Below are 13,760 nucleotides of genomic sequence, written 5' to 3'. Positions count from 1 at the left end.
CGAGACCCATCGCCCCGCGTGCCCCGTCGAACTGGGTCGGCCCGTACAGGATCAGCACTCCGGCCTGCGGGCCGAGGAGGTGGTCACGCGAGGAAGCCGTGCAGCGCCGCCGTGAGGTCGTCGGGGTTCTCCTCGGCGACGTGATGCCCGGACTCGATCGGGTGGCCGCGCAGATCATCGGCCCAGGGCCGCCAGACAGCGAGCGGATCACCGTACAGGTCCTCCATGTCGTCAAGGGTCGACCAGAGAAACAGCGTCGGACAGCGGACTGTGCGACCGGCACGCCGGTCGGCTTCCTCGTGCTCCCGGTCGACACCCAGGCCGGCGCGGTAGTCCTCCAGCATCGCCCGGACCGTGGCCGGGTCGTGGATGGCCTCCCGGAACTCCTCGTAATTCTCGGCCCCCATGCTCTGCGGCTGGGCCTTGCTGCCGTACCAGGCATCGGGGTCGACGGCGATGGCCCGCTCCGGCTTGTCGGGCTGCGCGAAGAAGAACCAGTGGTACCAGTCGTGGGCGAATCGCGCGTCGCACCTGGCGAGGGCCTCACTGATGGGCACACCATCGAGAACCACGAGCCGGCTGACCACGTCCGGGTGGTCCAGTGCCAGGCGCAACGCCACGTAGCAACCACGGTCATGGCCGACCGCGGCGAACGTCGGATGACCCAGGACGTCCATCAGACGGACCATGTCCCCCGCGACCGCCCGTTTGGACTGCTGCGAGTGGTCCGGCAGGATCTTCGCCTTGCCGGATCTCCCGTAGCCGCGCATGTCAGGGCAGACGACGGTGAAGCCCCGGTCCACCAACCGCGGTGCCACCCGGTGCCACGTCGACCCGGTGCGCGGATGCCCGTGGATGAGGAGCACCGGGGGCCCCTGCCCGGCATGCCGGACACGGAGTTCCACCTCCCCGACGTCGACCCTCTCGTCGGTGAAACCATCAAACATGGGCGACGAGTATCCGAGCCGCCCGTCCCGCAAACCTGCGGCCACGTACCGTCTGGTCGCATCGACCCGGTCCCGGCCGCGAGGGCCGTCACCGGCGTCACCTTGGGAAAAGCTCAGCGTGTACGGACGTCGCGTGTGGCGCCTTCGGCGATGGCCCGGAGTTTGTCGGGGTTGGCGACGTTGTGGATGGCGATGATGCGGCCGCCGGCGTCGACCTCGACGGTGACGGTGGCGACCACACGACCCGGACCGCGGAACACCATGCCCAGCCCGCCATTGATCTCGACCAGCTCGGCGCTCATGTCGGCGGGCTCGACGCCCTGGTAGGTGACGGTGCCGATGGCCGCGAACCAGGCGGCCACCGTCTGTGCCCCCACCACCGGACGCATGGCCTGGCGGACCTTGCCGCCACCGTCGGTCCACAGTGTGACGTCCGGCGACAGCAGCTCCATGAGGGCGTTGATGTCGCCACCGGTCGCGGCGGCGAAGAACCGTCGGGTGACCTCGTGCTGCCGCGAGCGGTCCGCGACGAAGCGTGGCCGCCGGGCCCGAACGTGCTCGCGAGCGCGGTGCGCGGCCTGGCGCACCGCGGCCTCGGAACGGTCCACCGCCTCCGCGATCTCGGCGTGGCTGAGGTCGAAGACCTCCTTCAGTACGAACACCGCCCGCTCCAACGGACTCAGTGTTTCCAGCACCACCAGCATGGCCATCGAGACGGACTCGGCGGTCGTGACGGCGTCGGCGGTGTCCCCGGCGGTGAGAATCGGCTCCGGGAGCCACGGCCCGACGTACGTCTCGCGCTTGTGCCGGGTGGAGCGCAGCCGGTCCATCGCCAGGTTCGACACGATCCGCGTCAGATAGGCCCTGGGGTCGGCCACCTGCGCGCGGTCGGCGGCCGACCACTTGATCCAGGCGTCCTGGACCGCGTCCTCGGCGTCGGCCGCCGTGCCGAGAATGCGGTAGGCCACCGAGAACAGCAGGTTGCGATGCTCGTTGTAGACCCGCTGGTCGAGCTCCCGGAACGGATGGGTCACCGCGCGTCCCGGACCCGGGTGAAGCGGCCACCGCGGGGCCAGAACGCGCCCGCGCCGGGCATCCTCTTCATGCGGCCGTACGTCGGCCAGGGCGAAGCACTCACCGTCTCCTTGTACCAGGCCGCTCTGCGGCCGGTCAGATACATCCGTCGAGGACTGTCGTCGGGGTGGGTGAACTGGACGACCGCATCATGCCGTCCCAGACTCACCGGCGTGTGGTAGTAGCCGAAGCGGAAAGGCTTCGCCTTCTTACCCTTGAGCGCGCGGACGATCGCCACCGCCGCGTGCACCCCGGTCGGCATGCCACCCTGGCAGGTGCCGTGCATGACGCCGTAACTCTGACGGATCGCGGCGGCGTCGCCCACCGCGTACACGTCAGGGTGCGACACCGACCGCAGCGCGGGGTCGGTGACGATGCGGCCGCGTTCCTCGACGGCCAGACCGGCTGCCGCAGCCAGCGGCGACACGCGCGTGCCACTCGTCCAGACCACGACGTCGGCGGCCATGGTCTCCCCGCCGGCCAACTCGACCGAACCGGGCAGCACCTTCACCACCTCGACCCCGCTGCGCACCCGGACGCCCAGACGCCCAAGCGCGGACCGCAGATGCGCCCTGACCTTTCCGATCATGGTCGCGCCGGGTTCCTGCCGACCCAGCAGCACGACGTTCAGCTCCGGGTGCCGCTCGGCGATCTCCGCAGCCGACTCGACGCCGGTCAACCCACTACCACCGACCACCACCGTGCCGCTGCCGAGCCGCGCCAGCCGGTCCGCCAGCAACTCGGCGTCCTGGACGCTGTTCAGCGTGTACGCGTAGTCCTCGACACCCGGCACCGCCGCCGTGTCGGCCACACTGCCCAACCCGTACACCAGCGTGTCGTAGTGCAGCACCCGGTCGTCGTCGAGCCGCACGGTCTTCGCATCCGCGTCCAGCGCCGTCACCCAGCCGCGCACGAACTGCGCGCCCGTACCCTCCAGCAGCTCCGGGATGCTCATCTCGGCGAGCCGCTGCCCGGTCGCCGTCATGTGCAGCCGCAGGCGCTCGGTGAACCGCTCCTGCGCGTTCACCAGGGTCACCCGCACACCCTCGCGGCGCCCGACCCGAGCCGCGAGCTGGATCGCCGCGGCCATCCCCGCGTACCCCGCCCCCAGAATCACCACCCGGTGCGCAGCCGCCGTCCCGACCTCGTGCTCTGTGCTCATCGTTCCGCCTCTTCCCTCGCGCTGACGACCACCAGACGCAAGCTGCCGACGTATCCGTGACATGAGATCGACGTGACGCACGACATGGTCGACGTTCGCGCCCGCGTTGATCCACACCCTGCCGCCGCGGCTGCGGGGCCACTGGGCCCGGGTCAGCGCAGGGCTCGCGGCCGACCCGCTGGCTCCGCCCGTACCCTGCGAAGGTCAGGCTCCGATCGCCGGTGTGTGGCTGCCGTGCGGCGGCGCGGCAGCCACACGAGGCGTCACTTGTTGTGCTTCTCCTGGCACGGCACGCAGAAGCGCGCGTGCGGGAGAACCTCGAGCCGCTCGGCCGGGATGTTCTGGCTGCACTTCTGGCAGGCACCGTAGGTGCCTTCGCTGATCCGGCTCAGCGCACCGGTGATCTGCTCGATGTTGCGGCGGGTGGCCAGCAGCAGCGCAGCCTGGTTGTGCGCCTCGCTGGGGTCGCCGGTGTCCGCGTTGAGCTCGGTCAGTTCCCGCAGCCGAGCCGTTTGTGCGGCGAAGTCGTCCGCCAGGGACGCTCGCAGATCAGCCAGCCAGCTCTGATCAACAGCACGATGATCGACGCTCATGGTCTACCTCTCCGGGGAAAAAGAAAAAGGGCCGAAGCTCGAATGGCTTCGCCCTTGCGGTCGTTTTGGGATGCAACGATTCCGCGGGAGGGTCTCGGCCGATTGGCGGCGGGCTCGACAGCTTGTGCGAGGGCGCGATGTGCAGCGCGCGGACAACCGGCACGCGCATCCCAACCGTCAGGCGTCGCTGCGTCGCTACGCGAGCAGCGCAAAGCGCTGCCAGCGCAGTGACGACAGACGAGCAGAAAGTCACCGACGGCATGCCTCCACCATAGGGGGACTACTGCACTAAAGCCAACGCCTTCGGAGGGACCCCGCGTTGGCCGCGGCCTGCGACCCGAAACGTCTCTTCACAGCTCAGACCGGACGATGACGGCACCGAGCCACCGGCCTGGAAAACAGCGCCAGTCCGCTCAAAGACAACCGTCAGCTGGGGTATCAGCCGGGCGGAGAGGGGCACTCCAGGACGGCGATCGAGTTTCCGGCGAACAGCCGCAGGTGCGGATGCGCGGAGAAGATCTGAACTGCCTCGTCGTGCGAGTCCGCTTCCACGATGGCGTAGCCGGTCAGGGCGTCGGTGAAGTCCTCGACGGCCTGCTCATGCCACAGCGGCGTCAGACCTGGACCAGTACGTCGGCGCGGCGGCTACCATCGCAGGCGCCCACCACCGCCGCGCGAGGTTGCCCTCAAACAGCCCGCCGACTGATACGCGCGGAACCTGGGACGGGCGATCAGCCGCTTCGGCGATTACCGTACTGGCGCGGGCTCTGGACCGAGCCCCGGCCGCCGAGGTGCTGGCCCTTTCCGTGCGGTTGAGGCGAGACGGCCTTGCCCTTCGCGCGACGGGCAGCCCGATTCGAGGGAACGGCAGGCTGGTCGGTCTCGTCCGTGGTTGAGGTGTCGGCGTCCGCCGCGTGGGCGTCTTCGACGGGCTCAGGCTCCGGCATCGGTATCTCCCTGGGTTCTTGGGCAGTGCGGACCATCGACAGCCGACGGACGCGGGCTACTCGACGCCGGTGTGGGCACCCTGACGGTAGCGCAACGCCGGGACCCTCCGATCGACGGTCTCCCGCTTCACCACTCCCGCCAACCTGGCGGCTGACCGCCTCGTCGCCAGCACTGTCTCACGGCTACACCAAGTGCATGCATTCGGACATCACGGGGATCGCGCGCTATCCGGCGGTCGCGGCGATGAACACCACCGCACCGACCACCACCAGCGCGGAGGCCAGGAAGGTCTGTCGGCGGGCCTGGCGCAACGTCTCCCGGACCTGCCAGGCGTGCGCGGTGGTCAGCAGCCACCGCAGGTACGGGTCGGTCCGAACGATGTTGCGACGCGCTACGGCGAGGCCTTCTCGCAGTGCCGCCCGCTCCTCCGGCGGGGCCATCGGTAGGCGGCCGGTGATCGCGGCGGCGATCCGGCGGTGTCGCAGCAGGCCGTCGATGTCGTCGGCGTACCCCCCGAAGTGGTACCAGGGCTCGGCCTGCAGCCGCTCGCGCAGCCCGCGCAGCTCAGGCCCGGTGAGTGAGGCCGGCGTGGTCATCGGCGGGACGAGCACCTCGCTGGTTCGCCAGATCGCCCAGGCCACACCGAGCAGCGCCACCAGCAGCCCGCCGCCCGCCCACGTCGCGTGGACCCAGTCGGTGACCTTGCCAGCGGCGATGAGCGGGCCAGCGCCGAGCAGCAGCGCGCCCACCGCGCCGGCCGAGGAGATGATCCAGCGCGCCGCCGCCCGGCTGTCCGCGACCGAGTCCAACGGAGACGGCAGCGCGTCCAGCCCTCCACCGCCCGTCGGCGGCTCCCCGATCATTGGTTGTTGTCGCGGCGCAAGACGACACCCAGCGGGCCGGTCTCGTCGTCGGGCAGATCGTTGTACGGCACCCAGCGCTGGCCGTCGAAGAACTCCATCTCGCCGACATCGTTGATCCGCACGGCGTTGACCTGCGCGAGCTCCTCAGAATCGTCAGCCATGGATACAGTATCGGTCAGTCCGGCAATGCGCCCTGGCATCGGGTCGTCTGCCGGCGACCGCGGGGAGCGTCTGTGATCCGGTTGACCGTCAGCGCGACCGACGTGGTCATGGCTGCCCGGGGTGAACGGTGGCGGCACCCGGTGGGCCGGGCCGACCAACGCACCGCCGACCTGCTCTGGCGGCTACGCGGCGACCCCTCGGTGGAGCTGTCGTACGAGGTCGGCGCCGCGCTCGGCCACCGCTTCCTCGGCGCTCCCGGCGCGGCCCTACGCGCGGAGCTGGCCCGGCCCGGCCGACACCGCCTTGGCATCGAGGTCACCGATCCGGCGCTGGCCGACCTGCCGTGGGAAACCCTGGTGCCGCCCGGCGAGGACCTGCCGCTGGCGCTGCGCCCCGACGTCGACGTGTGCCGGACCGGCCCCCGGGCCGCGGTGCCCGCCGCCCGGGTGGACGGCCCGCTGCGGATGCTGGCGGCGATCGCAAGCCCGGACGACTCCACCCAGCCGCTGCTGGACCACGAGCGAGAACTCGGGCGGATCCTTGGCGCGGTGGAACCCGGGCACCGCCACGGAGTGCGGGTGCGAGTCCTGGAGTGGGGCAGCGCGGCCGCGATCCGCGCCGCTCTCGCCGAGGAGCCGTTCCACGTCCTGCACGTCTCCTGCCACGCGCGTCCCGGCGCACTGCTGCTGGAAACCCCCACCGGCGCGGAGGACCGGGTGGACGCCGCGCGGTTCCTGACCGAGGTGCTGCCGCCGGGCAGGACCGTACCGTTGATCGTGCTCGCCGGCTGCTCGACCGCCCGCCAGGGTCAGCGGGAGCTGCCCGGGCTGGCCGGCGCATTGCTGGCCCAGGGCGCGTCGGCGGTCCTGGCGATGAACGGAACGGTCAGCGACGCGTACACCATCGAGTTCTGCGCCCGGCTCTACGAGCGGTTGGCGGCCCGGGGCGAGCCGGAACTCCTGGCGGAGGTCTCCGCCGTCCGCCGAGAGCTGGCGCCGACCTCCGCCGAGTGGTGGATGCCGACGCTGTTCCTGGCCGACCCCGCGCTGCGGTTGGCCGGCGGGCGGGACGGCGGGGCCGTCGCCGGGCCGCCGGGCCAGTCGGTCGTCGGGGAGGGCGTGGTACGCGCGCCGACGGACTTCGTGGGCCGGCGGGAGATCCTGCGCCGGCTGTCCCGGGGCAAGCTGCGGGTCCTCGTGCACGGCATCGGCGGAATCGGCAAGACGAGCCTCGCCGCCGAACTCGCGCAGCGGTTTGCCGACGCGGGCGGCATCGTCGTGGCGACCAGCGGCGACGCCACTGTCGACGGGATCCTCGACGAGCTCCGCCGCCAGGTGGAGATCCGATGCGCCCGGCCGGCGACCGCACCGGACGACCCGCTGCGACAACTCCTCGTCGCCCTCGCCGAGCCCGGCCAGGACTGGCGTCGACGGCTCGCGGCGAGTGGCACCGGCGGCACGCCGCTGCTGCTCGTCCTCGACAACGCCGAGGACGCCCTGGACGCCGAGCACCAGTTGGCCGACGGGGACCTGGCCGCGTTCCTCGCCGACTGGGCGACCCGGCACGAGCTGGTCGTGACCAGCCGGCACCCGTTCCCGGTCGCCGGCATCGAGCCCTACCACCTTGGCCCGCTCTCCTGGCAGGAGACCCGCAAGCTGCTCTGGCGGCTACCGGGCGTCGGCCGGCTGGCTCCGGCGGAACAGCAGAGAATGTGGCACCGGCTGGGCGGCCACCCGCGTGCGCTGGAATACCTCGACGGTCTGCTGCGCGACGGCACCGCCCGAGCCGGCGAGGTGGCCAGTCGACTGGCGGCAGTCGCCGGCAGCGACGACGCCAGGGCGACCGGCGTCGGCACGCCGCTGGCCGAGGCCGGCGCACTGGCCGCCGAGGACGTGCTGTTGCCCCGGCTGCTCGCTCACCTGGAGGCCGTCCCGGCGGCCCGCCGGTTGCTGCTCGGCGCGGCGGTTTACCGCACCCCGGTGGACCGGGCCGGGCTCTCCTGGCAACTCGCCGACCCGGCGAACGGCGACGACCCGCCGCCGGAGTCGGCGGGGCTGGACGAAGCGATCACGCCCCTGTCGCACCTGGGGCTGCTGGCTCCCGTGACCGATGGCCACCTGGTGCACCGGTGGACGGCGACGAGCCTGCTGCGCATCGCCGGCCGCGATGCGGTCACCGAGTCACACCGCCGGGCGGGCCGCTACTGGGGCTGGCGGGCCCGAAACGCCGCAGACCAGCACACCTTCATCCGGCAGATCGTCGAGGCGCGGTACCACCACCTGGCGGCGGGTGACACCGAGCAGGCCATCACCTACTCCGAGCTGGCCTGCCAGGTGCTGCACGCGGCCGGGCACTGGGCCTGGGAGGAGAAGATCTGGCGGGAGCTCCTGCCGATGGCGCCGCCCGGCTCGGCGCTCGCGGCGAGCTTCCTCAAGGGACTGGGCGACGTGCACCTCAACCGGGGCGAGTACCCGCCGGCGACGGAGCGCTACCAGGCGGCGCTGGCCGTCTATCGGGACCTCGGCGACGACAGCGGGGTCGGCAAGCTCCTGCACCAGTTGGGCCTGGTCGCCGACAACCGGGGCGACCGGGCGACAGCGGACCGGCTGTACCAGGAGGCGTTGACGATCCTGAGTCGGCTCGGCGACCGCGGGGCTGTCTCCAGAACCCTGCACCAGCTCGCCGGCATCGCCCGGGGCAACGGCGACGTCGAGTTGGCCATGGCGCGTTACCTGGAAGAGCTGGCGATCGCCCGGGAACTCGACGACCTGGACGGGATCGCCGCGAGCCATCACCAGATCGGCATGCTCGCCTTCGAAGCCAGGGACCTCGTGAAGGCGGAGCAGTGCATCCAGGTGTCGATCGCCACCTACGCGCGGATGGGCGTCCGGGTCGAGCAGGGCAGCGGGCTGGTGATGCTCGGGCGGATCGCCCTCGCCCGCTTCGCGTACGACAGCGCCGAGTCCCGGGTCCGGGCCGCCCTGGAGATCTTCGAAGAGGTCGGCAGCAACGGCCGCATCGCGGAGTGCACCTTGCTGCTCGGTCACCTCTCCCGGGACCTCGGCGACCTCGAATTCGCCGAGAGCTGCTTCGCCCGCGCCCGGACGATCGTCGCGGCGCTCGGCGAGGACCCGCTGCTGCGCCGCTGCGACGAGCTGCTCGGCCAGGTCCGGACCGTCCTCGGGCGGGTCGTCGAGGCGGTGCCGCACACCCTGAGCGTGATGGGCGGGAACGACGGGCCGCCGCACCCGTCGGCCCTGGAGTGGCTGGCCGTGCAACGCCTGGAACTGGGTGCGCCGGCCTTCGCCGACCTGCTGGCCCGACACCTCGACCCGGCGCAGGCGGCCCACCGGGCCGAGCGGGTCGAGGCGTACCTTCGCTTCCGGTTTCCCGATGAGCACCCGACCCCGCTCGGCAGCGGGTACGTCCTGCTCGCCATCGCCGCCGCCCAGGCAGGCGAGTTCGGCACCGCCCGGATGTGCCTTCTCCGAGCATTGCCGATCTGCGCCGCCGCCGGCTACCGGGCGGGGATTGCCAAATGCCACGAGGACCTCGGCATGGTGGCACTGGAAACCCGCCAGCTGGCCGAGGCCCGGTCCCGCTACGAGCAGGCGCTGGAGGTCTACCGCGCGCTGCGCCACGAGCCCAACCAGGCCATCGTCCTGCACCAGCTCGGCCGGGTCTGCGAGGAGCAGGAGGACTTCGCCGGCGCGGACAGGTTCTACCGCCACTCCATCGCGATCAAAAAACGGCTGGGGAACCAGTCGGGCGTGTCCAACAGCACCTTCCACCTCGGCCGGGTGGCCGGCCTGCGCGGCGACCAGGCCCTGGCCGAGCGGTGCTACCGGACCTGCCTGCGGATCGACCGCGAGCAGGGCAACTGGGAGGAAGTGGCGCTGGACCAGGTAGCGATCGGACAGCTGCGCGTCAAGCAGGGCCACCCCGCGGAGGGCATCCCCCTGATCGTCGAGGCACTGGCCATCGACCGGCAGATCGGGTCGAGCAACGCGGCGCTCGACCTGAACGCGCTGCGTGAACTGCGGGCCGGGCTCGGTGACGAGGCATTCACGGCCATCCTCACCGACGCCTTCGGGCCAACCCAGGCCGCCCAGGTGCTCGACCTGATCGCGGTGCTACCGACCGCGGCCGGGCCGACCTGAACGTGGCGTCTAAAGCCCGATCGAACCGAGTCGTCAGGCGCGTACGCCAGAGCCTTCAGCCGAGGTCGACGATCTCCACCGCAGGGGCGAAGTGATGAACCGTCGCCTCGAGACTCGGACGGTGCAGCCGCCAGAAGGTCACCGTCTGCCTCGAAAGGTAGATTGATCCGCCAGCACTGCTGATCATGGGAGCGTCATGGCCGCAGACACGGACGAAGCGGGCGGCGGGAGTCGATTGCTCGGGCGCCTGTTCGCCATCGGCAGCCTCAGCGGGATTGCTCTGATCGCCATCATGGCACTCGTCGTACTCCTCTGCTGTGCCCCCTGTCTCTGGTATCGATCCCTTTCGCCAGATCTGCCTTTCAACTGACAGTGCCCGGGGGTCGCAGAGAATCAGCCGAGTTGGCCTGACCAGTCCACCGTCTCGAGAGCGGGGTGGCTCCTGACCGCCTCGATCAGGGACCTGGATCCGCTGATCCTGGTGCCCTGCAGGTCGTAGTCGGTCCAGATGAACCAGGACCGATCCGTGGGCCACAGATTCGTCGGTGAGAACGGGTAGGGCCCTCCGCGTTCTTCGAGCAGTCCGGGGACTGCTGACAACGGGCCGCGCCACACGTGGAGGTTGTCGAAGTCGTTGGCCGGCAAGGAGGCGTAGAAAGCGACGCAGTCAGTGCTCGGGCCGGCGGCCGAGTGTCGGCACAGGGCATCCAGCAAGGCATCCAGGCTCTCCTCGTCGAGGGAACCTTCGGGCGGCGGCTGGACGGCAACGGGCCAACTGTTATGGGGAAACCAGCGGTGGCATGGAGGGTGGCGTCGATCTGGTGCCTGCCCCCGCTCCCCGGTCAGATGCTGCGACCAGAGCACCCGCCGCCAGGGGTTCCCCGGTCGGACGACGAAGCCCAGGGGTATGCCGGTTTCTGTGGTTCCCTCGTCGAGGTTGATGTCTCCGACGATCAGCGGCGCGAGGTCGCCAGATTCGAGCCCGTGTCGATGCAGCTCGTCGTGGGTACCCAGACCCGCGAAGCGCGGGTTCTCGTACATCGCATGGAGAATCCAGGTCGAGGATTCCCAACCAGCCGGGTGGTAGCCGGTTGCCGCCTCCCACTTGGGACGGTCTGCGAGCCAGGTCAACAGGGTGGCTGGAGCTTCTACGCGTTCCATGGACACGGTGCCATCGTTCCGCACCAGCCAGGTCGACGTTGACCTTGGGGGGTACGGCGGGGCCTCCGCCTTCAGAAGGTTGTCCGACGGCGGGCGCGAGCTCGGCTGGCGGTGATGCCGGCAATCCACGCGACCGGGTGGGCTGGGCGAGGTGCCGGCCGGGGGGTCGAGGCACCTCGGGGTACGCGACAGGGTGGCTGAACGCGAATCCCACCTAACTCGGCAATTCTCCCCCTAGATTCGATGCGCAGGACGCAGCCGAACCGGGGAGAGACGTGGACAGCTATCCGGCGATCGAGGATCACGGACTCATCGGCGACCTGCAGACCGCCGCGCTGGTGACGTGCGACGGGACGGTCGACTGGTTCTGCGCGCCGCGCTTCGACTCGCCCAGCATCTTCGCGGGGCTGCTGGACAAGGAGAAGGGCGGCTACTTCCAGATCGCGCCGCACGACACGCGGTACGTGACCAAGCAGCTCTATCTGCCCGGCACACCCATCCTGATCACGCGGTTCATCAGCGCCGACGGGGTGGCCGAGGTGATGGACTTCATGCCGGTCACCGGCGAGCGGGCCACCGACGCCCACCGCCTGGTCCGCATCGTCAACATGGTCCGGGGGAGCATGCGCTTCCGGGTGGAGTGCCGGCCGCGGTTCGACTACGCCCGCGAAGAGCATCAGCTGGAACGCCATCGCAACGGCTATGTCTTCCGCAGCCGGTCGGCGACGATGACGTTCAACCCGGTCGACCCGGTGCGGCGGCTGCTCGCCGAACACGGCGACGTCCGCCTCGAGGGCGGCGATCTGATCGCGTACGGCACGCTCAACGAGGGTGACACCGGCGGCGTAGTCCTGGAGACGGCCGGCACCGAGCCGCGCATCTTCTCGCCGGAAGAGGTCCAGGGCATGTTCGAGTGGACCCGGGACTACTGGCGGCGCTGGCTTGAGCGCTCCAGCTACACCGGCCGCTGGCGGGAGATGGTCGAGCGCTCCGCCATCACGCTGAAACTCATGACGTACGCGCCGACCGGCGCGATGATCGCCGCCCCCACCGCCGCGCTGCCCGAGTTGGTCGGCGGAACCCGCAACTGGGACTACCGCTACACCTGGGTACGTGACACGTCGTTCTCGGTGCACGCGTTGCTCGGCCTCGGCTTCACCGAGGAGGTCAGCCGGTACATGAACTGGCTGGACGAGCGGATCCGCGAGGCCGGCGAGCACCAGGATCCCCTGAAGATCATGTACCGGGTGGACGGCTCCTCCGACCTGCACGAGGAGGTGCTCGACCATCTGGAGGGCTACCGCGGCTCGCGGCCGGTGCGGATCGGCAACGGCGCCGCCGACCAGATCCAGCTCGACATCCACGGCGAGGCGCTCTACGCCATGCACCTCGCTGACGAGCAGGGCATCCGCGTCTCGCACCAGGTGTGGAAGAGCACCGTCCGGCTCGTCGACTGGCTCTGCCACAACTGGGACCAGCCCGACGCCGGCATCTGGGAAAGCCGCCACCACCCCCGCAACTACACCTTCGGTCGGGTGATGTCCTGGGTCGCGCTGGACCGGGCCATCCGGCTGGCCACCCGCACCGGCCGCCCGGGAGACATGACCTGCTGGACGGAGCAACGCAACCGCATCTACGACCAGGTCATGGCCCGCGGATACAACCGGGAGCGCGGCACCTTCGTGCAGGCGTACGACGAGTCCGTGCTGGACGCGGCGCTGCTCGCCATGCCGTCAGTCGGTTTCGTCACGCCGAGCGACCCGCTGTGGCAGTCGACCCTGCACGCGATCGAGCGCGAACTGGTCTCCGACAGCCTGGTGCACCGGTACGACCCGGTCCACTCCCCCGACGGCCTCCCCGGCCACGAGGGCACCTTCAACATGTGCACCTTCTGGTACGTGGAGGCGTTGGCCCGTTCCGGCCGCCTGGACGACGCCCGCCTCACGTTCGAAAAGATGTTCACTTTCAGCAACCACCTCGGTCTCTATGCCGAGGAGATCGCCGCGACCGGGGAGCAGATCGGCAACTATCCTCAGGCGTTCAGCCATCTTTCTTTGATCAACTCAGCGCTGACACTCAACGATCTGCTCGACGCCGAGGCCAACGCCCGGCGTCGCCGCTAGCGGGTGCACGCTCCGGTCGGCCGCAGACCCGGCGAGGAAGACCACACTCAGGTACTGGCGAGTGTCCTGGCCCAGGGCTCGTCGATTTCGCCAAGACCCAGCATGGTCGTGACGTTGGCGAGCATGCCGACGGCGAACCAGCGCCGGACGGCTTCCTCGTCACCGTCGAGCAGCTTGTACACGACCGCGACTTGTCGGGCGTAGCAGGCGCGGACGGCGTCGCGGATGAGCGGCTCGTCGGTGGCACAGTTGGCTTGCATGAGGAAGCGCAGGACATCGCCGTCCTCAATGATCATGCCGTAGGCGTCTCGCAGAGCCTGCTCCGTCGTATCGGCCGCGTTCAGGGCCTCCGTCAGGAGATCGCCGACATGCTCGACGGCGGCGATGAAGATGGTCTGCTTGTTGGCGAAGAGGCGATAGAGGTACGGCTGAGAGATGCCGGCCCATTCGGCGATCTCATGGGTGGTCGTCCCGTAGAAGCCCTTGCGTGCGAAGCAGCTCACCGCGGCGTCGACTACGCCTTGGCGGCGCTGGTCACTCTTGACTGTTGTCCCGGCAGCAGGCATG

The 13,760-nt window shown here is 70.2% G+C and carries 10 protein-coding genes; 2 read left to right on the top strand and 8 right to left on the bottom strand.

Annotation, left to right across the window (positions count from 1 at the left end; all coding sequences use genetic code 11):
- Positions 1-83 precede the first annotated feature (83 nt).
- From FBZ33_RS11280 to FBZ33_RS32725, 6 genes are all read right to left on the bottom strand, one after another.
- Positions 84-947 carry an alpha/beta fold hydrolase gene (locus tag FBZ33_RS11280; protein ID WP_141908982.1) on the bottom strand — a complete coding sequence of 288 codons (864 nt, stop codon included), beginning with the start codon at positions 945-947 and terminating at the stop codon, positions 84-86.
- A gap of 113 nt (positions 948-1,060) precedes the next feature.
- Positions 1,061-1,981 (bottom strand): RNA polymerase sigma-70 factor, encoded by a 921-nt coding sequence (locus tag FBZ33_RS11275; protein ID WP_185755272.1) that lies wholly within the window; start codon positions 1,979-1,981, stop codon positions 1,061-1,063.
- Complete coding sequence (locus FBZ33_RS11270; RefSeq protein ID WP_141908980.1) at positions 1,978-3,183, bottom strand: NAD(P)/FAD-dependent oxidoreductase; 1,206 nt, start codon at positions 3,181-3,183, stop codon at positions 1,978-1,980. Before FBZ33_RS11270 ends, FBZ33_RS11275 begins: the two co-directional genes overlap by 4 nt.
- 263 nt (positions 3,184-3,446) lie before the next feature.
- Positions 3,447-3,776, bottom strand: a complete 330-nt coding sequence (locus tag FBZ33_RS11265) for a TraR/DksA C4-type zinc finger protein (protein ID WP_099852429.1) — start codon at positions 3,774-3,776, stop codon at positions 3,447-3,449.
- A 1,172-nt stretch (positions 3,777-4,948) separates the two neighbouring features.
- Positions 4,949-5,587 (bottom strand): hypothetical protein, encoded by a 639-nt coding sequence (locus FBZ33_RS11260; RefSeq protein WP_141908979.1) that lies wholly within the window; start codon positions 5,585-5,587, stop codon positions 4,949-4,951.
- Positions 5,584-5,748, bottom strand: a complete 165-nt coding sequence (locus FBZ33_RS32725; protein WP_185755271.1) for a hypothetical protein — start codon at positions 5,746-5,748, stop codon at positions 5,584-5,586. The genes FBZ33_RS11260 and FBZ33_RS32725 overlap by 4 nt, the downstream gene beginning before the upstream one ends.
- A 72-nt stretch (positions 5,749-5,820) precedes the next feature.
- Here FBZ33_RS32725 and FBZ33_RS11255 point away from each other — a divergent pair, with 72 nt between their 5' ends.
- A complete protein-coding gene (locus FBZ33_RS11255; protein WP_141908978.1) occupies positions 5,821-9,909 on the top strand; it encodes a tetratricopeptide repeat protein in 4,089 nt (1,362 codons plus the stop codon).
- A gap of 393 nt (positions 9,910-10,302) precedes the next feature.
- Here FBZ33_RS11255 and FBZ33_RS11250 read toward each other — a convergent pair whose 3' ends face one another.
- Positions 10,303-11,076, bottom strand: a complete 774-nt coding sequence (locus FBZ33_RS11250; RefSeq protein WP_141908977.1) for a hypothetical protein — start codon at positions 11,074-11,076, stop codon at positions 10,303-10,305.
- Between the two features lie 269 nt (positions 11,077-11,345).
- Between FBZ33_RS11250 and FBZ33_RS11245 the strand changes: the two genes are divergently transcribed.
- The gene (locus FBZ33_RS11245; RefSeq protein WP_141908976.1) at positions 11,346-13,193 is read left to right on the top strand and encodes a glycoside hydrolase family 15 protein; all 1,848 of its coding nucleotides are present in this window, start codon (positions 11,346-11,348) and stop codon (positions 13,191-13,193) included.
- Between the two features lie 47 nt (positions 13,194-13,240).
- Here the strand turns inward: FBZ33_RS11245 and FBZ33_RS11240 are convergent, their stop codons facing one another.
- On the bottom strand, positions 13,241-13,759 hold the full coding sequence (locus FBZ33_RS11240) for a TetR/AcrR family transcriptional regulator (RefSeq protein WP_141908975.1): 519 nt from the start codon (positions 13,757-13,759) through the stop codon (positions 13,241-13,243).
- Position 13,760 lies beyond the last annotated feature (1 nt).

The organism is Micromonospora sp. A202 (assembly GCF_006715105.1).
In the GTDB taxonomy this organism is placed as follows: Bacteria; Actinomycetota; Actinomycetes; order Mycobacteriales; family Micromonosporaceae; genus Micromonospora; species Micromonospora zamorensis.
Note: the sequence above shows the minus strand (reverse complement) of the source record. Positions and strands in the feature narration are given on the sequence as shown.

Excerpts from the sequence above, each read along its gene's own strand:
- FBZ33_RS11265 (WP_099852429.1), bottom strand. The coding sequence starts at position 3,776 with ATGAGCGTCGATCATCGTGCTGTTGATCAGAGCTGGCTGGCTGATCTG.
- FBZ33_RS11270 (WP_141908980.1), bottom strand. The coding sequence starts at position 3,183 with ATGAGCACAGAGCACGAGGTCGGGACGGCGGCTGCGCACCGGGTGGTG.
- FBZ33_RS32725 (WP_185755271.1), bottom strand. The coding sequence starts at position 5,748 with ATGGCTGACGATTCTGAGGAGCTCGCGCAGGTCAACGCCGTGCGGATC.
- FBZ33_RS11240 (WP_141908975.1), bottom strand. The coding sequence starts at position 13,759 with ATGCCTGCTGCCGGGACAACAGTCAAGAGTGACCAGCGCCGCCAAGGC.
- FBZ33_RS11280 (WP_141908982.1), bottom strand. The coding sequence starts at position 947 with ATGTTTGATGGTTTCACCGACGAGAGGGTCGACGTCGGGGAGGTGGAA.
- FBZ33_RS11260 (WP_141908979.1), bottom strand. The coding sequence starts at position 5,587 with ATGATCGGGGAGCCGCCGACGGGCGGTGGAGGGCTGGACGCGCTGCCG.